This window comes from Variovorax sp. RKNM96 (assembly GCF_017161115.1).
Classification (GTDB): domain Bacteria; phylum Pseudomonadota; class Gammaproteobacteria; order Burkholderiales; family Burkholderiaceae_C; genus Variovorax.
On the sequence record NZ_CP046508.1, the window covers coordinates 4,199,644 to 4,219,679 of the forward strand.

Genomic DNA, 20,036 nt, shown 5'->3' on the forward strand with positions numbered 1-20,036 from the left:
CGAGTTCCCCGGTTAGTGCAGCAGTTCTCGCTACACATTCAACCTCCCCCCGTTTTCCGTTTCGATTACCCCGCGAGGGGTCATTCCATGCACTTAAACGAACTCAAGGCACTCCACGTGTCTGAAGTCCTCAAGCAGGCTGAAGCGCTTGAGATCGAAAACGTCGGCCGCATGCGCAAGCAGGAGCTGATGTTCGCGATCATCAAGAAGCGCGCAAAGGCCGGCGAACAGGTCTTCGCCGACGGTGTGCTCGAAATCCTGCCCGACGGCTTCGGCTTCCTGCGCAGCCCCGACACCAGCTTCACCGCCAGCACCGACGACATCTACATCTCGCCGAGCCAGGTGCGTCGCTTCAACCTGCACACCGGCGACATGATCGAAGGCGAAGTGCGCACGCCCAAGGACGGCGAGCGCTACTTCGCACTGACCAAGCTGGACAAGGTCAACGACGGTCCGCCCGAGCAGAACAAGCACAAGGTGATGTTCGAAAACCTGACGCCGCTGTTCCCCAAGGAACAGATGAAGCTGGAACGCGACGGCGTCAAGGGCGAAGAGAACATCACGGGCCGCATCATCGACATCATCGCCCCCATCGGCAAAGGCCAGCGCGCCCTGCTCGTGGCGCCGCCCAAGAGCGGCAAGACGGTGATGATGCAGCACATCGCCCACGCGATCAGCGCCAACTACCCCGACGTGCACATGATGGTGCTGCTCGTGGACGAGCGCCCTGAAGAAGTGACCGAAATGCAGCGCACGGTGAAGGGCGAAGTCATCGCTTCGACCTTCGACGAGCCCGCAGCCCGCCACGTGCACGTCGCCGAAATGGTGATCGAGCGCGCCAAGCGCCTGGTCGAACTCAAGAAGGACGTGGTGATCCTGCTGGACTCGATCACCCGTCTGGCCCGTGCCTACAACAACGTCGTGCCCTCGTCGGGCAAGGTGCTGACCGGCGGCGTGGACTCCAACGCGCTGCAGCGCCCCAAGCGCTTCCTGGGCGCCGCGCGCAACGTGGAAGAAGGCGGTTCGCTGACCATCATCGGCACCGCGCTGATCGACACCGGCAGCCGCATGGACGAAGTGATCTTCGAAGAGTTCAAGGGCACCGGCAACTCCGAAATCCACCTGGACCGCCGCCTGTACGAAAAGCGCGTGTTCCCCTCGATCCAGCTCAACCGCAGCGGCACGCGCCGCGAAGAATTACTGCTGGCCCCCGAGATCCTGCAGAAGACCCGCATCCTGCGTCAGCTCATGTACAACATGGACGAGATCGAGTCGATGGAGTTGATGCTCAAGAACATGAAGGCGACCAAGACCAACGTCGAATTTTTCGACATGATGCGTCGCGGCGGCTGAGCTTCACGCTCTCCCGCAAAAGCGCGTTGGCCCTCACGGACCGACGCGCTTTTTTCATGGGCGTTCGATACGGATGGCGCGGCCTTCGACTGCACTCTGGCGGCCGATGTCAAGGAGCTCCATCAGCGCGACGGCCTGCTCGGGCGGGACCGGGTTCGGACCCTTGCCCAGGATCGCGTCACGGACCGCCGCGTAGTAGTCGACGTAATTGCCGGCCCGGGTCGGCAAGGCGCGAAAGTGCGGCGCACCGTCGCTGCCGATCAGCGTGAGTTCTCCATCGAGCGGATCGGCACCCCACCCTTCGGCCGGCGGCCGCTGGCCGGCACGCAGCGCATCTTCCTGTGGATCGACGCCGTGCTTGACGTAGCTGCCGCGCGTGCCGTGCACGATGTAGCGCGGCGCGGGGTGGGCCGCGAGCGTCGTGGCATGAAGCACCACGCGCAAAGGCGCATGTGGGCCGCTCTCATAGCGCAGCACGGCGTGGAAATAGTCTTCAACCAATGCACCGTCCCGCAATGCGGCCGTGTCGAGCTGCAGCGTGTCAGGCCGACCGAAGAGCTGTACGACTTGATCGACCAGGTGCGAGCCAAGGTCCATCCATAAGCCCGAACCCGGCACCGGCTGCTCCCGCCAACGCTCGCGAACCTCGGGCCGGAAGCGGTCGAAATGCGATTCCAGGTACACCGGCCGGCCCAGCTCGCCACTCGCGAGAAGGTCCTTCAGCGTCAGATAATCGGCGTCGAAACGCCGGTTCTGATAGACCGCCAGGACGCGATTGTTGCGCCGAGACAACAATTCGAGCTCCCGCGCTTCGGCCACGTCGAGCGTGAAAGGTTTGTCGACCACCACATGCTTGCCAGCCTCCAGCGCCGCCTTGGCGACCGGGTGATGCTGGGCATTGGGAGTGGCGACCACGACCAGGTCGATGTCTGCACGGGCCACGAGCGCCGCCACGTCCGGCACCACGGCCACGCCGGGCCAGTCCGCGTGGACTTTGTGCGGCTGCGAACTCGCCACGGCCGCCAGTTCAAGCCCCGGAACCGCCGAAAGCACCGGCGCGTGAAAGGTCTGGCCGGCAAAACCGTAGCCGACGAGGCCGGCTCGCAACGCTGTGGAAGTCATCTGTAGGCCGCTTTTCGCGCAAAACGGCCAGTATGCGATAATCGCTGGCTCCGCGAAAAGTGCAGCCGGGCGTCCTGCCCAGCGATCCCCTCACCCCGGGACAGCCGCCGACCCAGTCCATTCGACAGTTGGCGCGCTTGTGGCTCTCGCATCGACCGCGCATTGATTCCAACAGCGCAAAAGGAAACACCATGGCAAAAGAAGGCATCCACCCGAATTACCGCGAAATCCTGTTCGTCGACATGTCGAACGGTTTCAAGTTCGTGACCCGTTCGTGCGCGAGCACCAAGGAAATGGGCAAGACCGACGACGGTCGCGAGCTGCCCCTGTTCAAGCTGGACACCACGAGCGAATCGCACCCGTTCTACACCGGCACGCAGAAGTCGGTCGACAACATGGGCGGCCGCGTCGAGAAGTTCCGCAACCGCTTCGGCAAGACCACCGGCGCCGCTTCGAAGTAAAGCACGCGCTTTGGCGTCGAGGGCAGCCCGGTTTACCGCGCTGCCCTTTTTCATTCCGAATCTCCTTTCGCCCTTTTGAACCAGCCCACTCCCGCGATCGTTGCCCAGAATGCCGTGCGCCGGCTGCCACGCATCGCACTGCTGCTGCTGTGCGCGGCCTACCTGCTGCCGGGCCTGGTCGGCCGTGGACCGTGGAAGAGCGCCGACATCACCGCCTTCGGCTACATGGCCGAACTGGCCCGAAGCACCGAAGGCATCGCGCGCTGGTTCGATCCGCTGCTGCTGGGCATGCAGCCCGAGACGCCCGCGCTGGTCCCGTACTGGATCGGCGCCCTGGCGATCAAGCTCGCCCCCGCGTGGCTGAACCCCGACCTGGCCGTGCGATTCGTCTTCGCGCTGCTGCTCTGGGGCACCTTCACCGCCACCTGGTACGCCGTCTACTACCTCGCCCGCACCGCGCGCGCGCAGCCGGTGGCGTTCGCCTTCGGCGGCGAAGCGCGTCCGACCGACTACGCGCGCGCCATCGCCGATGGCGGCCTGCTCGCGTTGATCGCCTGCCTGGGCCTCGCCCAGCTCGGTCATGAAACCACGCCGGCGCTCGCACAGCTGTATTTCGCCTCGCACCTGTTCTACGGCGTAGCTGCCCTGCCGTACCGCCGCGCAGGCCCGGTGATCGCGCTGGTGATCGGCACGCTCGGCATGACGCTGAGCGGCGCCCCGACCGTCGGGCTGGCGCTTGCCACGGGCAGCGCGCTCTACATCGCCTACGAACGCCGCCGCACCGCCAAGGCCGGCGTCGATGCCAGCACCGACGACGGCCCCGGTTACACCCGCGGCGCCCTCTTCACGATGGTCGGCGTCACGCTGCTGGCCGCCGCGCTGGTGTTCGGCCTCGGCCTGTCGCAGTGGAAGATCACGCTCGACGGCAACTCGGTGCTCGGGGAAATCCGCAGCCAGGCCAAGCTGCTGCTGTGGTTCACCTGGCCGGTCTGGCCGCTCGCGATCTGGACGCTCTGGCGCTGGCGCCGGCAGCTCACGGCGCGCCATGTCGCGCTGCCGTTCTGGTTCGCGCTCGTGCCGCTGGCCGCCACCTGGACCACCGACTACTCCGACCGCTCGCTGCTGCTGGCGCTGCCCGCCTTTGCCACGCTCGCGGCCTTCGCGCTGCCGACCTTTCGGCGCAGCGCCTCGGCGCTGATCGACTGGTTCAACGTGCTCTTCTTCAGCGGCCTGGCCGTGCTGGGCTGGCTCTACTGGATCGCCATGCTGACCGGCATGCCGCGCAAGCCCGCGGCCAGCGTCGCGCGCCTGGTGCCGGGCTTCGTGGCCGAGTTCTCGCCGATCGCCTTCGTGCTCGCGCTGGCTGCGACCATTGCCTGGTGCTGGCTGGTGCGCTGGCGCACCGGGCGCCACCGCGCCGCTCTCTGGAAAACGCTGGTGCTTCCGGCCGGCGGCACTGCGCTTTGCTGGATGCTGCTGATGACGCTCTGGCTGCCGCCCATCGACTACGCGCGCAGCTACCTGCCCCAGGTACACGCCGTCGCCGAGCGCGTGGGCCAGCCCAGTTGCATCGCCGAACTGGCACTCAGCCGGCCGCACATCGCGGCGCTGCGCCACCACGGCAATTTCAACCTGCAGCCGCTGCTGCTGGGCACCGACTGCCCCTGGCTGGTGGTGAGCCCCGACACGATCGAACGGCTGCACACCATCATTCCCCTCGAGAAGTGGCGCTTCAGCGGCACCCTGCGCCGCCCCAGCAGCGCGGCGGACGACCTGCTGCTCTATCAAAAGATCGTGCCCTGATCCGTGACAGGTGAACGGGGACTGATCGCACGCCACGCCGGCACGGTGCTGGTCGGCCAGCTGGCCGTGATGGCCTTCGGCGTGACCGACACCATCATCGCGGGACGCTATTCGGAACACGCGCTGGCCGCGCTCTCGGTCGGCGCGGCCATCTTCGTGAGCGTGTATGTCTCGCTGATGGGCGTGCTGCAGGCGCTGCTGCCGGTATGGGCCGAACTGCACGGCGCGGGCCGCGGCAATGAGGTGGGCCGCTCGGTGCGGCAGTCGCTGTATCTGGCCGCGATCCTGATCGCGGTGGGCATGGTGATGCTGCTCCTGCCCGGCGGCGCGCTGCGCTGGACCCAGGTGCCGGCGGACATGCGCGGCGAGGTCGAGGCCTACCTCGCCGTGCTGGCCTTCGCGCTGGCGCCCGCCCTTCTCTTTCGCCTTTTCAGCACGCTGAACCAGAGCCTGGGCAAGCCCCAACTCGTGACCTGGCTGCAACTGGGCTCGCTGGTCGTGAAGCTGCCGCTGTCGATCTGGTTCACCTTCGGCGGCGCCGGCCTGCCGGCCATGGGCCTCGTCGGCTGCGCGTGGGCCACGCTGTGCGTGAACTGGACGATGCTCGGCTGCGCCGTCTGGCTGTTGCACAGTAGCCCCTTCTACCGCGGCTATGCGCTCTGGAAACGCATCGAGCCGCCCGACTGGCACCAAATCCGCCAGTTCGCCCGGCTGGGCGTGCCCGGCGGCCTCGCGGTGCTGGTGGAAGTGACCTCGTTCACGCTGATGGCGCTGTTCATCGCGCGCCTGGGCACGGCCGCGGCGGCTGCGCACCAGATCGCCTCGAACCTGCTGGCCGTGGCCTACATGACGCCGCTGTCGCTGGCCATCGCGACCAGTGCACGCGTGAGCTTCTGGCTGGGCGCCGGCGATGCGGCGAAGGCCAGGCACGCCTGCCGGCTGGGCTTCGAGCTGACACTGTCGTGCGCGCTGCTCTACGCGGGCGTGATGGTCGCGCTGCGCCATCAGCTCGCCAACGTGTATTCGGACAATCCCGCCGTGATCGCGGTGGCGGCCGCGCTGCTGCTGGCCGTGGCGCTCTATCACGTCGCCGATGCCCTGCAGACGCTCTGCGTGTTCCTGCTGCGCTGCTACCGCGTGACGCTGGCGCCGCTGGTCATCTACTGCGCGATGCTCTGGGGCCTGGGGCTGGGCGGCAGCTACCTGCTCGCCTACCGTGGCCTGGGTCCATGGGAAGCCATGCAGTCGCCGATGGCGTTCTGGATCATGAGCGCCGGCGCTCTGGTGCTCACGGCCCTGCTGTTCGGTGCGCTGCTGCAGTGGACGATGAAGAAGCGGTCGGCCTGAAACGGCTCACTTCACCAGCACGCGCGCCTCGCGCACCCGCGTGGCCGGGAACACCAGCGCAAACCGGCTCCCCTTGCCCACCGTGCTCTCGATGCGCAACTCGGTGCCATGCCGCTGTGCGATGTGCTTGACGATCGCAAGGCCGAGCCCCGTGCCGCCGGTCTCGCGCGAACGGCTGCGGTCGATGCGATAGAAGCGCTCGGTGAGCCGCGGAATGTGCTCGGCGGCGATGCCGGGGCCGGTGTCTTTCACCGCATACTCGCCGCGCCCATCGGGCAGCACCCGCCAGCTCACCGCCACCTCGCCGCCGCCGGGCGTGTAGCGGATCGCGTTGCTCAGAAGGTTCGACATCGCACTCTGCAACTCGGTCGGCGCGCCCGATATCTCGGACTCGGCATCGATGGTGAACGACAGCCGATGGCCCAGCGGCGCGAGCCGGCCCGACAGGCCGCGCCCCTCGTCCTCGCACTGCGCCAGCAGGGCGCGGATGCGGATCCACTGGTTGCCCGAAGGCGACGCGCTGCCCTCCAGTCGTGACAGCGTCAGCAGGTCGTTCACCAGCGTTTCCATGCGGTGCGACTGCTGGCCCATCAGCGAGAGATAGCGCGTGCGTTCGTCCGCATCGAGCGGCAGGTTCTGCAACGTCTCGACAAAGCCCGCCAGCACCGTGAGCGGCGTGCGGATCTCGTGCGACACGTTCGCCACGAAATCGCGCCGCATCGCCTCGGCCTGCTCCAGCGCCGTGATGTCGCGCGTGAGCAGCATGCGGCGGTTGCCCGCGTAAGGATGCACCTGCACCGACAGCCGCACTGGATGGCTGCGCTGATGCGTGTGGCCCGGGCCGGAAGCGTCGATGACGACATCGCGGCTGTAGTTCCACGACGCCAGGTAGGCCACGAAGGCCGGATCGCGCACAAGATTGGCCAGGTGCTGCAGCAGGTCGCGCTCGGCATCGATGCCGAACTGGCCGGCCGCCGTCTGGTTGCACCATTCGATGCGGCCCTGCTCGTCGAGCAGGATCACGCCATTGGGAGACGCCTGGATGGCGGCCAGAAATTCCTGCAGGCGGTCTTCAGCCTGGCGGGTCTGCTGCTCGCGGTCGCGCAGCAGCTTGCGGATGCGTTCGGCCAGTTCGCCCCAGACACCGGGGCCCCGGGTCGGCAGGCCGGCGGCGTCGTTGCGCAGCACCTGCAGCAGCCGCTCGGCGCGCCAGGCATCGAGCCCCAGCCACAGCACCGAGCCCAACCAGGCGCCCAGCCATCCGAACTTCCAGCCAAAAATGCCGACAGCGCCCGCTGCTATTGCAAGGGACGCTATTAAAAAAGTAGCGATTCGGAAAGGCATGGCGGGCGATTATCCGCGCCCGCGGCCAAGGGACGCCACGGCGTTCAAACCGTGACTTGGGCGGTCAGGCGGTAGCCTGCTCCCCGGACGGTTTCGACCATCGGCGCGGCGGCACCCAGCGATTCGCGCAGGCGCTTGACGTGAACGTCGACCGTGCGCTCCTCGATGTAGACATGGTCGCCCCACACCTTGTCGAGCAGCTGCGCACGGCTGTGCACGCGTTCGGCATGCTGCATCAGGTAAGCCAGCAGCTTGAATTCGGTCGGACCGACCTTGAGCGCGGCGCCCTGCCAGGTCACGCGGTGCGTGGAGGTGTCGAGCGCGAGCTCGCCGATTTCCACGCGCTCGGTCACCACCTCGGGGGCGCGACGGCGCAGCACCGCACGGATGCGGGCCAGCATTTCCTGCGTGGAGAACGGCTTGGTGATGTAGTCGTCCGCGCCGGCATCCAGGCCTGCGACCTTGTCGGGCTCGTCGCCCCGCGCGGTCAGCATCAGGATAGGGATGGCCTTGGTGCGCGGGTCCTTGCGCCACTGGCGCGCCAGCTGCAGGCCGCTCTGGCCCGGCAGCATCCAGTCGAGCAGGATCAGGTCGGGCAGGAAGGCGTCGATTTCGCGCTGGGCTGCGGCACCGTCTTCCGACCAGATCGGCTCGAAGCCGTTGTGGCGCAGGTTGACGGCGATCAGCTCGGCGATCGAGGACTCGTCTTCGACGATCAGGACTCGGGGTTTCTTCATGCTGTTTTGGGGAGTCTTGCCGCCGGGGTCACTGCAGCGCGGACTCGATTTCCTGCATCGAAGTGTGCCGCACATCGGCGCCCTTGACGATGTAGATGATGAATTCGGCGATGTTCTTGGCGTGGTCGCCGATGCGCTCGATGGCCTTGGCCAGGAACAGCAGGTCGAGGCTGGCCGAGATGGTGCGGGGGTCTTCCATCATGTAGGTGACCAGCTTGCGCACGAACCCGTCGAACTCCTTGTCGATCAGGTCGTCGTCCTTCAGGATCGACAGCGCCGCGGCCGTGTCCAGGCGCGCGAACGCGTCCAGCGCGGTGCGCAGCAGGCCCGAGGCCAGGTCGGCGGCGATGCGCAGTTCGGTCGTGGGCAGCTGGCGGGCCGAACCGCTCTCGATGATCGACTTGACCATGCGCGCGATCTTGTTGGCCTCGTCGCCCACGCGCTCGAGGTTGGCCGTGGTCTTGCTGATGGCGATCAGCAGGCGCAGGTCGCGCGCGGTCGGCTGGCGGCGCGCAATGATCGACGAGAGCTCACGGTCGATGTCGATTTCCATCGCATTGACGCGGTGCTCGGTTTCCATCACGCGGTCGGCCGCCTCGGCATCGAACTGCAGCAGCGCGTAGACCGCCGTGTGGATCTGCGACTCGACCATGCCGCCGAGCTCCATCACGCGCGACGAGACGCCGTTGAGTTCGCTGTCGAACTGGCTGGAAAGATGTTTCTCGCTCATGGTGTCTCCTTAGCCGAAACGGCCGGTGATGTAGTCCTCGGTTTCCTTGCGCTGCGGCTTGAAGAACATCTGTTCCGTCGCGCCGAATTCGATCAGGTCACCCAGGTACATGTAGGCGGTGTAGTCGCTGCAGCGGGCCGCCTGCTGCATGTTGTGCGTCACGATGACCACGGTGTACTCGTTTTTGAGCTCGGCGATCAGTTCTTCGATCTTGGCCGTCGAGATCGGGTCGAGCGCGGAGCACGGCTCGTCGAGCAGCAGCACTTCGGGCTTGATCGCGATGCCGCGCGCAATGCACAGGCGCTGCTGCTGGCCGCCGGAGAGGCCAGAGCCGCTTTGCTGCAGCTTGTCGCGCACTTCGGTCCAGAGGGCGGCCTTCTTCAGGGCCCACTCGACGCGGTCGTCCATCTCGCTGGCCGAGAGGTTCTCGAACAGCTTCACGCCGAAGGCGATGTTGTCGTAGATCGACATCGGGAACGGCGTGGGCTTCTGGAACACCATGCCGATCTTGGCCCGGATGAGTGCCACGTCCTGCTTGGAGGTGAGCAGGTTCTCGCCGTCCAGGGCGATCGTGCCCTCGGCGCGCTGCTCGGGATAGAGCTCGAACATGCGATTGAAGGTGCGCAGCAAGGTCGACTTGCCGCAGCCCGACGGGCCGATGAAGGCCGTGACCTTGTTCTCGGGAATCTCGAGGTTGATGCCCTTGAGCGCGTGGAATTTGCCGTAGTAGAAGTTCAGGTCCTTGACCGAGATCTTCGAGCGCGACGGTTGTGCGACGGTATTTGGCATGGGAGATCTTCTTCTTCAGTCAGTGTTTGTTGCGCGTGAGGACCCGCGCCAGGATATTGAGGGCGAGCACGGCGACGGTGATCAGGAACACGCCGGCCCAGGCCAGCTGTTGCCAGTTCTCGTACGGGCTCATCGCGAACTTGAAAATCGTGACCGGCAGGCTGGCCATCGGCTGGCTCACGTCGGCGGTCCAGAACTGGTTGTTCAGCGCGGTGAACAGCAGCGGCGCGGTTTCACCCGCGATGCGCGCCACGGCCAGCAGGATGCCGGTGACCACACCGGCGCGCGCGGCGCGCAGCGTGATGCTGATGATGACCTTCCACTTCGGCGTGCCCAGGGCGTAGGCCGCTTCGCGCAGGCCCGGCGGCACCAGCTGCAGCATGTTCTCGGTGGTGCGGATCACCACCGGAATCACGATCAGCGCGAGCGCCAGCGCACCGGCCAGGCCCGAGAAGGTCTTGAAGTAGGCCACCACCACCGCGTAGACGAACAGGCCGATCACGATCGAGGGCGCCGACAGCAGGATGTCGTTGACGAAGCGCGTGACCGAGGCGAGCCAGCCCTTGGGGTTGTACTCGGCCAGGTAGATGCCGGCCATGATGCCGATCGGCGTGCCCACGAAGGTGGCAAGCATCACCATCACGAACGAGCCGAAGATCGCGTTGGCGATGCCGCCCACTTCGTTCGGCGGCGGCGTCATCTCGGTGAAGGTGGCAATGGCGAGGCCGCCGATGCCCAGGCGCAGCGTTTCCCAAAGGATCCACACGAGCCAGAACACGCCGAACACCATCGCGGCGAGCGACAGCGTGAGCGCGATCTTGTTGACGCGGTTGCGCGAGGCGAACTTGGCCTGGCGCGTCTCGGTGAGCGCCTTGGCGTTGATGAGGTCTTGCGCTGTGCTCACGACTTGGTTCCTTCGCTCTTCTTCATCTTGGCCAGCAGGATCTTGGAAAGCGTCAGCACGACGAAGGTGATGAAGAACAGCACGAGGCCCAGGTACATCAGCGCAGCCTGGTGCAGGCCCGCGCCGGCTTCGGCGAATTCGTTGGCCAGGGCCGAGGTGATGCTGTTGGCAGCCTCGAACACCGACAGCGAGTTGAGCTGGTTCATGTTGCCGATCACGAACGTGACCGCCATCGTTTCACCCAGCGCCCGGCCGAGGCCGAGCATGATGCCGCCGATGACGCCGGCCTTGGTGTACGGCAGCACGACCTTGGAGACGACCTCCCAGGTGGTGGAGCCCAGGCCGTAGGCCGACTCCTTCAGGAGCGGCGGCGTCACTTCGAACACGTCGCGCATCACCGAGGCGATGAACGGAATGATCATGATCGCGAGGATGATGCCGGCCGACAAGATGCCGATGCCCACGGGCGGGCCGGACACCAGGGCGCCGAGGTACGGCACGCCGGTCAGCAGCTTCTGCAGCGGCTGCTGCACCCAGGTCGAGAGAATCGGGCCGAACACCAGGAGGCCCCACATGCCGTACACGATGGACGGCACGGCGGCGAGCAATTCGATGGCCGTGCCCAGCGGGCGCTTGAGCCAGTTGGGCGACAGCTCCGTCAGAAAGAGGGCAATGCCGAAGCTCACCGGCACCGCGATCACCAATGCGATGAACGAGGTGGCCAGCGTGCCGTAGATCATCACGAGGCCGCCGTACTCTTCCTTGACCGGATCCCACGTGCTGTTGGTGAGGAAGCTGAGGCCGTACTTGGAAATGGCGGGCCAGGCACCGGCGATCAGCGACACCAGGATGCCGATCAGCATCGCCAGCGTCAGCAGCGCGGCGCCCTTGGCGGCCCAGCCGAAGAGGCGGTCGGCCATGGGGCCGGAACGCGGCGCCTTCACCGGCGGTGGCGGCGCAGTGGCGCGGCCACGGTCGGCCGCGAGGTCGTACGTGGCGGCAGCAGGAAGAGTGGATGACACGGGTCGCTCCGGCAAAGACGAAGGCGGCGCATCCCCGAGCGAAGTGCTGCTCATGGATACGCCGTTCTGGACTGGTGAGTGGGTTGCTTACTTGAACGCGACGGGCTTGCCCGATGCGTCCTTCACGTCACCCCATGCCTTGGCGATGGTGGCCTTGACGGCGTCGGGCATCGGCACGTAGTCGAGGTCGTCAGCGGTCTTGTCGCCACCCTTGTAGGCCCAGTCGAAGAACTTGAGCACGGTGGTCGCGTTGGCGGGCTTGTCCTGCACCTTGTGCATCAGGATGAAGGTGGCGCCGGTGATGGGCCATGCGCCCTTGTCGGCCTGGTTGGTCAGCACCTGGTAGAAGCTCTTGTTCCAGTCGGCGGCTGCGGCAGCGGCCTTGAAGGCGCTGTCGTCGGGCGAGACGAAGTTGCCGGCAGCGTTCTGCAGCTGGGCATAGGTCATCTTGTTCTGCTTGACGTAGGCGTACTCGACGTAGCCGATCGAGTTGGGCAGGCGGTTCACGAAGGCTGCGACGCCTTCGTTGCCCTTGCCGCCCGCGCCGGTGGGCCAGTTCACGGCCGTGCCTTCGCCGACCTTGGTCTTCCACTCGGCGTTGACCTTGCTCAGGTAGTTGGTGAACAGGAAGCTGGTGCCCGAACCGTCGGCGCGGCGAACCGGGGCGATGGCGGCGTCAGGCAGGGCCAGCGAACCGTTCAGCGCCTTGATGGCGGGGTCGTTCCACTTGGTGATCTTGCCCAGGTAGATGTCGCCCAGGACCTGGCCGTTGAGCTTCAGCTCGCCCGGCTTGATGCCGGTGATGTTGACCACGGGGATCACGCCGCCGATGACGGTGGGGAACTGCATCAGGCCCTTGGCCTGGAGCTCGTCGTCCTTCAGGGGAGCGTCCGAAGCGCCGAAATCGACGGTCTTGGCTTCGATCTGCTTCAGGCCAGCGCCCGAACCGACGGACTGGTAGTTGATCTTGACGCCGGTGGCCTTGTTGAAGTCCGAAGCCCACTTGGCATACAGCGGTGCCGGGAAGCTGGCGCCGGCGCCGGTCACGTCTTGGGCAAGGGCGGGAATGGAGAACAGCGCGGCCACGAGACCGGCGGTTGCAAATTTGAACGTCGTTTTCATGAAGCTTCCTTTAGAAGTAAGAAGTAGTCCCTTTCGGGCTTGGAACGGACTCTAGAAAGCTTGTGTGACATCAATATGACACCCCGCTGTCGAGGGAAAATGCCTTTCCTTCTCCCTTCGGACGTGTGACGCTGTCACACAATCGTCATGCACCGCGCCTAGCCTCCCAACCTCGCCGCTGAGCGATTCGGGAGGCGGCGCGCCTGTCACGGCGCTACGATCAAAGACAACACCGCCCTCTTCACTACAACTACATGCAAAACGGCACCCGCCTCGCGGCAGTCGATCTCGGTTCCAACAGCTTCAGGCTCGAAATCGGACAGGTCGACCACGGCCAGATCCATCGCACCGAGTACCTGAAGGAAACGGTGCGCCAGGGCAATGGCCTGGACAGCGCCCGCAATCTCACCACCGAAGCTATGCAGCGCGGCTGGGACGCGCTGGCGCGTTTCGGCGAACGCCTGGCCGGCTTCAAGCGCTCGCAGGTGCGCGCCGTAGCGACGCAAACGCTGCGCGAGGCGCGCAACCGCGAAGAATTCCTGCTGCGCGCACGCACCATCCTGGGCTTCGGCATCGACGTGATCCCGGGCCGGGAGGAAGCCCGCCTTATCTATCAGGGCGTGGCGCACATGCTCCCGCACACCGACGCCTCCGACCGCGAACGCCGTCTGGTGGTGGATATCGGCGGGCGCTCCACCGAAATGATCATCGGCCGCGCGCTCGAAGCCGAACTGGTGGAGTCCTACCGCGTCGGCAGCGTCGCGTGGTCGATGAAGCATTTCGCAGAAGGCCAGTTCACGCCCGCCGCCTTCCGCGCCGCCGAAGTGGCCGCCAAGGCGGTGCTGGACGACGCGCTCGGCAGCTACATCCGCGATCAGTGGGACGTGGCTTACGGGGCTTCCGGCACCATCGGCGCGGTCGGCGACGTGCTGGCGGCGGCCGGCGCGGAGCCCGGCCTCGTCACCCGCGAGGGCCTCGACTGGCTGCTCGACCGCCTGCTCAAGGCCGGCAGCGCCGACAAGCTGCGCATGGACGGCATGCGCGAAGACCGCAAGGCCGTGATCGGCGGCGGCGTGAGCGTGCTGCGTGCGGTGTTCGACCTGCTCGGCATCGAAGAAATGAAGGTCGCCCAGGGCGCGCTGCGCCATGGCGTGCTTTACGAACTTCTGGAGCGCGACGACAGCGTCGCCGACATGCGCACCGCCACGGTGGCCCGGCTCGCCACGCGCTTCGCGGTCGATGCGGCGCAGGCCAAGCGGGTGGGCGAAGCCGCCGCCGGGCTCTTCGTGCAACTGGCCCCTGCCGCACGCGGCGGCAGCACATCCAACCGCGCGGGCCGCGCGCTGCGCAAGCTCGGCTGGGCCGCGCAACTGCACGAGATCGGCGCGCTGGTGTCGCACAGCGACTATCACAAGCACGGCGCCTACATCCTCGACAACACCGACGCGCCCGGCTTCGCGGTGAACGAACTGCACGCGCTCGGCCAACTGGTGCTGGGACAGCGCGGCAAGCTGCGCAAGCTCGAAGCCGCGCTCGACGACGAGACCTTCGTGATGCAGTTGCTGGCGCTGCGGCTGGCGGTGATCCTCTGCCATGCGCGCCGTGACCCCGATCCGCAGGCGCTGCACCTCGCGGCACTGGGCGCGCGGGCGTTCACCATCGTGTGCGCACCCGATTGGGCCGATGCCTATCCGCAGTCGGCGCACCTCCTGCGCGAGGAAGTGCTGGCCTGGCAGAAGACCAGCAACTGGCGCGTCGAACTGACCGGCGCTTGACTTAAAGAAGTTCTGGCGACTGCACCGTCACCACGACGGTCTGCACGTCGCCGTCGCGCTCGCGGGTGCGGATCCACCACAGCGCGCCCTTGCGCACCGGGCAACTGTCCTGCTTCAGGCCCAGCAAGAGCGAAATGGCCTGCCCCACCGAGGGCTGGTGGCCGATCATTAGCACCACCGACTTGCCGTTGGGCCAGCCGGCCGCGCCCAGCAGCGCATCGGCCGTGGTGTCGGGCGCCAGTTCGTTGCGCAGCTTGTACTTGCGGCCCAGCGCGAGGGCGGTCTGTTCGCAGCGCCGTGCGGGGCTGCAGATGATGCGGGTGCCGTCGGGCAGTTGCCGATCGAGCCAGCTGGCCATGCGCTTGGCCTGCTTTTCGCCGCGTGCGGTGAGCGAGCGCTGCATGTCGTCGCAACCCTCGGTCCAGTCCTCGGCTTCGGCATGACGCCAGAAGATCAAGTCCATGGTCATCGTCTTTCGGTCTTCAGTTGCTGGATGCATCGCCATGATGCCCTCGCGATGCGTAGCGGTTCATGAGCGCGGTCTGGGCACCGTGAGCCTCGACGGCGCGCGACGCGCCTTCTTCGCCCGGATGGGTGTCGCGATCGACCCGCGTGTAGATGCCGTCGCCCCCCAGGTCCCAGGCGTCGCGGCCGTCGTGCAGGTACGCCACCAGGCACTCGTCGATGAGGCGCTGGCGCAGGCCCGGGTCGGTCACGGGCCAGGCGAGCTCGATGCGCCGCATCATGTTGCGGTTCATCCAGTCGGCGCTTGAGAGGTAGAGCGACTCGTCCTCGCCGTTGCGGAAATAGAAGACCCGCGAATGCTCAAGGAAGCGCCCGATCACCGAGCGCACGCGGATGTTGTCGGTGAGGCCCGGCACCTGCGCCGGCAGCGTGCAGGCGCCGCGCACGATGAGATCGATCTTCACGCCCTTCTGCCCCGCGAGGATCAGCGCGGCGATGAGTGCGTCGTCGGTCAGCGCGTTCATCTTGGCGACGATGCGCGTCGGCTCGCCATTCGATGCGGCAAGGCCCAGCGCGTCGATCTGCGCGACCAGGTTCTTGTGCAGGTCGAAGGGCGCGAGCCACATGCGGTTGAGCTTGGGCAGGCGGCTCTGGCTCGCCAGGTGGACGAACACTGCCTCCATGTCGGCCGTCAGCAGCGGATCGGCCGTGAGGTGGCTGATGTCGGTGTACAGGCGTGCGGTACGCGGGTTGTAGTTGCCGGTGGAAAGATGGCCGTAGCGGCGCAGCTGCTTGCCCTCGCGGCGCGTCACCAGCAGCATCTTGGCGTGGGTCTTGAGACCCACCACGCCATACACCACCTGCGCGCCGATCGACTCGAGCATCTCGGCCCAGTTGATGTTGGCCTCTTCGTCGAAGCGCGCCTTGAGCTCTACCACCACGGTGACTTCCTTGCCTCGGCGCACAGCTTCGCGCAGCAGGTCCATCAACTCCGAATCGGCGCCGGTGCGGTAGATGGTCTGCTTGATGGCCAGCACCTGCGGATCGAGCACCGCTTCGCGCAGGAAGGCGAGCACGCCGTCGAAACTCTCGAAGGGCTGGTGGATCAGCACGTCACCACGCTGCAGTCGCTCGAAGAACGACTGGGCGGGTGACAGCGTGACGGGATACGACGCCGAATACGGCGGAAAGCGCAGCTGCGGCTCGTCGATCAGGTCGATCAGCTGCGTGAGGCGGGCCAAGTTCACCGGACCGTGCACCCGGTACAGCGATTCGGGCGGCAGATTGAACTGTGCCAGCAGGAAGCTCGCGAGCGATTCGGCGCAACTGGCCGATACCTCCAGCCGCACAGCCTGTCCGTAGTGGCGGTGCTGCAGGCCCTGGCGCAGCGCGGTGCGCAGGTTCTTGACGTCTTCTTCGTCCACCGCGAGATCGGAGTGCCGCGTGACGCGGAACTGCGAGAAGTCGCCCACTTCGCGGCCCGGGAACATGCTCGACAGGTGCGCGCGCACCACGCTCGACAGCGCCACGAACAGCGTCTTGCCGTCCGACACCTTGGCCGGCATGCGGATCAACCGCGGCAGCACGCGCGGCAGCTTGACGATCTGGATCGGGTTCTCGCGCCCGAAGGCGTCCTTGCCGCCGAGCCGCACGATGAAGTTGAGCGACTTGTTGGCCACCTGCGGGAACGGATGCGCCGGGTCCAGCCCGACGGGAATCAGCAGCGGGCGCACCTCGCGCTCGAAATACTCGCTCACCCATTTGCGCTGCGCCGGGTTGCGCTCGCCATGCGAAATGATGTGGATGCCGTGCGTCGCGAAGGTCGGCATCAGCTCGTCGTTGTACAGCGCGTACTGGCGTGCCACCAGCTTGTGCGCCGCCTCGGCCAGTTGCTCGAACGAGTCGACGGTGTAGGTGCCCTTCTGGTCACCGGCGCTGCCGGCAATCAGGTGCGGCGCGGCGCGGACCTCGAAGAACTCGTCGAGGTTGGAAGACACGATGCAAAGGTAGCGAAGACGCTCGATCAGCGGGACCTCGGGCCGGTGGGCCCAGTCGAGCACGCGCTCGTTGAACGACAGGATGCTGTGATCCCGGTCGAGCAGGGTGAACGTGGGTGCCGCGACGGCGAGCGACCGGTCTGCGGGGGCTGGTGACATGGACACTGATTCTGGAGCAAGCGGCACGGGAGCAGACGTAGGCGGAAATATGACAGTGTCGATGTCATTTGTGACAGTTGAATGACGCTCGCGTGACGCAGCGTCTCCTGCCCTGTGCGGCTCCATCATGCCCGGAGGGAGGGCGGGCGGCCCGTCGTCAGGACGGACGGCCGCCGGTTTCATGCGCCGAGAAAGTGCTTGCGGTAGCGCGCCGGCAGGTCGTCGATGCGCATCAGCATCGGCAGGTCGGCGGCGTTGAAGTCCGGATCCCAGGCCGGTGCGCCCAGCACCTTGGCGCCCAGGCGCAGGTAACCCTTGATGAGCGCCGGGGGTTCCACGTCGAGCGTGCTGTCCAGCCGCTCGACCGGCAGCGGCAGGCGCGGCTGCACCTGGTATTGGATCGGCGCCATGTGGCTGGCCGAAACCTGGCGCCAGATGCTGGCGGCCGCGTCACCATTCGTCACACCGTTGTGCGACATCGGGATGCTCGCGCAGCCGATCATGGTGTCCAGCTTGTTGCGGTGCATGAAACCGGCCAGCGCACCCCACAGCGCAAGGATCACCCCGCCCTGGCGGTGCTCGGGATGCACGCAGCTGCGGCCCAGTTCGACCATGCGCTCGCGCAGGTCGCGCAGGCGGGTCAGGTCGAACTCGGTGTCGCTGTAGGTGCTGCCGACGCGGCGCGCCTGGGCCGGTGTCAGCACGCGGTAGGTGCCGATGACCTGGTTGGTGAGCTCGTCGCGCACCAGCAGGTGCTCGCAGAAGTCGTCGAACAGGTCGATGTCGTGGCCGGCCAGCGGCGAGGAGACGCGGGCGCCCATTTCGCCGACGAACACGTCGTAGCGCAGGCGCTGCGCGGCGCGCACGTCGTCCAGGTGACGGGCCCAGCCGACCGTGACGCCTTGCTTGGCTTCGACGGGCGGGGGAAGAATGACGGCGGGTGCCTGCGGCACTGACACGCGGGCCGCGGTGGAAGCACCGGCGACAGCGACGACCGTGGGCGCAGGCCACAAGGCCGCGCGCAGCCCGAGCTGCGAGAGCGGAAACGTCGGGTTGGGCAGTTCTTTCATGGGGAACCCTTTCTGCCGAGGGAGTCTCCGCACCTGCGATGAAGCCGGCGTGTCAGGAAGATTGCATGCGTATGACGGTGTTACAGCCCGTCTGGCTTACTTCGTCGTCTAATGCGGTGGATTCGCGACATGGAGCTTGGACACACATGGCCACCGCAGCAGCCGGCACCGACAGCAGCCGCTTTCACCAGACCTTTCCCGTCCTCAGTGACACCGAGATTGCGCGCATCGCGCGCTTCGGCAGCGTGCAGCAATTCGCGCGCGGCGAGCGCCTCTTTACCGCCGGCGAAACCGGCCCAGGCATGTTCGTGCTGCTCAAGGGCGTGGTGGCTGTCACACAGCGCGACGGGCTCGGGCGCGTGGTGCCGATCGTGCGGCAGGGCCCGGGCGAATTCCTGGCCGAAGTCGGCCAGCTGAGCGGCCGCCCTGCCCTCGTCGACGGTCACGCGGACGAAGACGTGGAGGCGCTGCTCGTATCGCCCCAGCAGTTGCGCGCACTGCTGGTCGCCGAAGCCGATCTGGGCGAACGCATCACCCGCGCACTCATCCTGCGGCGCGTGGCGCTGATCGAATCCGGCGCGAGCGGGCCGGTGCTGATCGGCAAGCCGCAGTCGGCCGACATGGCGCGGCTGGAAAACTTCCTGCGCCGTAACGGCTATCCCTATCACCTGGTCGATGCCGCCGAAGACCCCGATGCCGCCGCGCTGCTCGAACAATATGGCACCTGCCAGCTGCTGGCCGTGTGCCCCGATGGTTCGGTGCTGGTGAACCCCTCCGACGACGCGCTGGCTCGCTGCCTCGGCATGGTCGACACCGTCGAGCACAACGAGCTGTTCGACGTGGCCGTGGTCGGCGCGGGGCCCGCGGGCCTTGCCACCGCGGTGTACGCCGCCTCCGAGGGCCTGCGCGTGATCGTGCTCGACTGCCGCGCCTTCGGCGGCCAGGCCGGCGCCAGCGCGCGCATCGAGAACTACCTGGGCTTTCCGACCGGCATCTCGGGGCAGGCGCTGGCCGGCCGGGCCTTCGTGCAGGCGCAGAAGTTCGGTGTCGAGATGCTGATTCCGGCGAAGGTGACCTCGCTGGACTGCTCCCGCAACAACGAGCGCGACGCCCTCGCCATCGCGCTGGCCGACGGCCGCACGATCCACGCCCGCACGGTGGTCATCGCGAGCGGTGCGCGCTACCGCCGCCCCAACGTTCCGCGTCTCGCCGAATTCGAAGGCCGCGGCATCTGGTACTGGGCCTCGGCCATCGAAGCGAAGATCTGCGCGCAGCAGGAAGTGGCGCTGGTCGGCGGCGGCAACTCGGCGGGCCAGGCCGCGGTGTTCCTGTCGCGGCATGCGGCCAAGGTGAATGTGCTGGTGCGCGGACCCTCGCTGGCGGCCAGCATGTCGCGCTATCTCATCGACCGCATCGAGGCCACGCCCAACATCGAGCTGCAGCCCCACACCGAACTCGTGCGCCTGCACGGCGGCTCCGACGAAGGCCTCACGGGCGCGACATGGCGCTGTCATACGAGCGGCAACGAGCACGACTGCCCGGCGCGCAACATCTTCCTGTTCGTCGGCGCCGAGCCCGAGACCTCGTGGCTCGAAGGCTGCGGCGTCGCGGTCGACAAGCACGGCTTCGTGCTGACCGGCGCGCCGGCGAGCAGCGGTTTTCCTGCGCGCCCGGCCACGGCGCTCGAATCGAGCGTGCCGGGCGTGTTCGCCGTGGGCGATGTGCGCTCAGGCTCGGTCAAGCGCGTGGGCGGTGCGATCGGCGAAGGCGCGGCTGCGGTGGCGCTGATCCATCAACATCTCTCGCAGACGACGGCTGTCGCCTGACCCACTCAAT

Annotated in this window: 17 protein-coding genes; 6 read left to right on the forward strand and 11 right to left on the reverse strand. The window is 66.8% G+C overall.

What is annotated here, in order from left to right:
- Nucleotides 1-87 precede the first annotated feature (87 nt).
- Nucleotides 88-1,353 (forward strand): transcription termination factor Rho, encoded by a 1,266-nt coding sequence (gene rho, locus GNX71_RS19355; protein ID WP_013540932.1) that lies wholly within the window; start codon nt 88-90, stop codon nt 1,351-1,353.
- A 54-nt stretch (nt 1,354-1,407) separates the two neighbouring features.
- Here rho and GNX71_RS19360 read toward each other — a convergent pair whose 3' ends face one another.
- Nucleotides 1,408-2,475 (reverse strand): oxidoreductase, encoded by a 1,068-nt coding sequence (locus GNX71_RS19360; RefSeq protein WP_206173821.1) that lies wholly within the window; start codon nt 2,473-2,475, stop codon nt 1,408-1,410.
- 191 nt (nt 2,476-2,666) lie between these two features.
- Here GNX71_RS19360 and GNX71_RS19365 point away from each other — a divergent pair, with 191 nt between their 5' ends.
- The 3 genes from GNX71_RS19365 to GNX71_RS19375 all read left to right on the forward strand — a co-directional run bounded on the left by GNX71_RS19365 (nt 2,667) and on the right by GNX71_RS19375 (nt 6,086).
- Nucleotides 2,667-2,936 carry a type B 50S ribosomal protein L31 gene (locus GNX71_RS19365; RefSeq protein ID WP_206173822.1) on the forward strand — a complete coding sequence of 90 codons (270 nt, stop codon included), beginning with the start codon at nt 2,667-2,669 and terminating at the stop codon, nt 2,934-2,936.
- 75 nt (nt 2,937-3,011) lie between these two features.
- A complete protein-coding gene (locus GNX71_RS19370; RefSeq protein WP_206173823.1) occupies nt 3,012-4,739 on the forward strand; it encodes a hypothetical protein in 1,728 nt (575 codons plus the stop codon).
- A gap of 3 nt (nt 4,740-4,742) precedes the next feature.
- On the forward strand, nt 4,743-6,086 hold the full coding sequence (locus tag GNX71_RS19375) for an MATE family efflux transporter (protein ID WP_206173824.1): 1,344 nt from the start codon (nt 4,743-4,745) through the stop codon (nt 6,084-6,086).
- 6 nt (nt 6,087-6,092) lie between these two features.
- On the opposite strand, the gene phoR is transcribed toward GNX71_RS19375, so the two are convergent.
- From phoR to pstS, 7 genes are read right to left on the reverse strand one after another with little or no spacing between them, the layout of a single operon-like run.
- Nucleotides 6,093-7,430 carry a phosphate regulon sensor histidine kinase PhoR gene (phoR, locus tag GNX71_RS19380; RefSeq protein WP_206173825.1) on the reverse strand — a complete coding sequence of 446 codons (1,338 nt, stop codon included), beginning with the start codon at nt 7,428-7,430 and terminating at the stop codon, nt 6,093-6,095.
- Between the two features lie 44 nt (nt 7,431-7,474).
- Nucleotides 7,475-8,167 (reverse strand): phosphate regulon transcriptional regulator PhoB, encoded by a 693-nt coding sequence (phoB, locus tag GNX71_RS19385; protein WP_056580146.1) that lies wholly within the window; start codon nt 8,165-8,167, stop codon nt 7,475-7,477.
- A gap of 28 nt (nt 8,168-8,195) precedes the next feature.
- Nucleotides 8,196-8,897 (reverse strand): phosphate signaling complex protein PhoU, encoded by a 702-nt coding sequence (gene phoU, locus GNX71_RS19390; RefSeq protein ID WP_013540927.1) that lies wholly within the window; start codon nt 8,895-8,897, stop codon nt 8,196-8,198.
- A 9-nt stretch (nt 8,898-8,906) separates the two neighbouring features.
- Nucleotides 8,907-9,686, reverse strand: a complete 780-nt coding sequence (gene pstB / locus GNX71_RS19395; RefSeq protein ID WP_013540926.1) for a phosphate ABC transporter ATP-binding protein PstB — start codon at nt 9,684-9,686, stop codon at nt 8,907-8,909.
- Between the two features lie 19 nt (nt 9,687-9,705).
- Nucleotides 9,706-10,590: a phosphate ABC transporter permease PstA gene (pstA, locus tag GNX71_RS19400; protein ID WP_206173826.1), complete on the reverse strand. Its 885-nt coding sequence runs from the start codon at nt 10,588-10,590 to the stop codon at nt 9,706-9,708.
- Complete coding sequence (gene pstC / locus GNX71_RS19405) at nt 10,587-11,666, reverse strand: phosphate ABC transporter permease subunit PstC (RefSeq protein WP_206173827.1); 1,080 nt, start codon at nt 11,664-11,666, stop codon at nt 10,587-10,589. Before pstC ends, pstA begins: the two co-directional genes overlap by 4 nt.
- Nucleotides 11,667-11,699: 33 nt before the next feature.
- A complete protein-coding gene (pstS, locus tag GNX71_RS19410) occupies nt 11,700-12,734 on the reverse strand; it encodes a phosphate ABC transporter substrate-binding protein PstS (RefSeq protein WP_042578301.1) in 1,035 nt (344 codons plus the stop codon).
- Between the two features lie 254 nt (nt 12,735-12,988).
- Here pstS and GNX71_RS19415 point away from each other — a divergent pair, with 254 nt between their 5' ends.
- Nucleotides 12,989-14,509: a Ppx/GppA phosphatase family protein gene (locus tag GNX71_RS19415; RefSeq protein WP_206173828.1), complete on the forward strand. Its 1,521-nt coding sequence runs from the start codon at nt 12,989-12,991 to the stop codon at nt 14,507-14,509.
- A gap of 1 nt (nt 14,510) precedes the next feature.
- Here the strand turns inward: GNX71_RS19415 and GNX71_RS19420 are convergent, their stop codons facing one another.
- The 3 genes from GNX71_RS19420 to GNX71_RS19430 all read right to left on the reverse strand — a co-directional run bounded on the left by GNX71_RS19420 (nt 14,511) and on the right by GNX71_RS19430 (nt 18,200).
- Nucleotides 14,511-14,972, reverse strand: coding sequence for a histidine phosphatase family protein (locus GNX71_RS19420; RefSeq protein WP_176657664.1), 462 nt, complete (start codon nt 14,970-14,972; stop codon nt 14,511-14,513).
- 19 nt (nt 14,973-14,991) lie between these two features.
- Nucleotides 14,992-17,130 (reverse strand): polyphosphate kinase 1, encoded by a 2,139-nt coding sequence (ppk1, locus tag GNX71_RS19425; RefSeq protein WP_241026981.1) that lies wholly within the window; start codon nt 17,128-17,130, stop codon nt 14,992-14,994.
- A gap of 179 nt (nt 17,131-17,309) precedes the next feature.
- Nucleotides 17,310-18,200, reverse strand: coding sequence for a GNAT family N-acyltransferase (locus GNX71_RS19430; protein WP_206173830.1), 891 nt, complete (start codon nt 18,198-18,200; stop codon nt 17,310-17,312).
- Nucleotides 18,201-18,346: 146 nt separating this feature from the next.
- Between GNX71_RS19430 and GNX71_RS19435 the strand changes: the two genes are divergently transcribed.
- Nucleotides 18,347-20,026, forward strand: coding sequence for an FAD-dependent oxidoreductase (locus GNX71_RS19435; protein WP_206173831.1), 1,680 nt, complete (start codon nt 18,347-18,349; stop codon nt 20,024-20,026).
- Nucleotides 20,027-20,036: the final 10 nt, after the last annotated feature.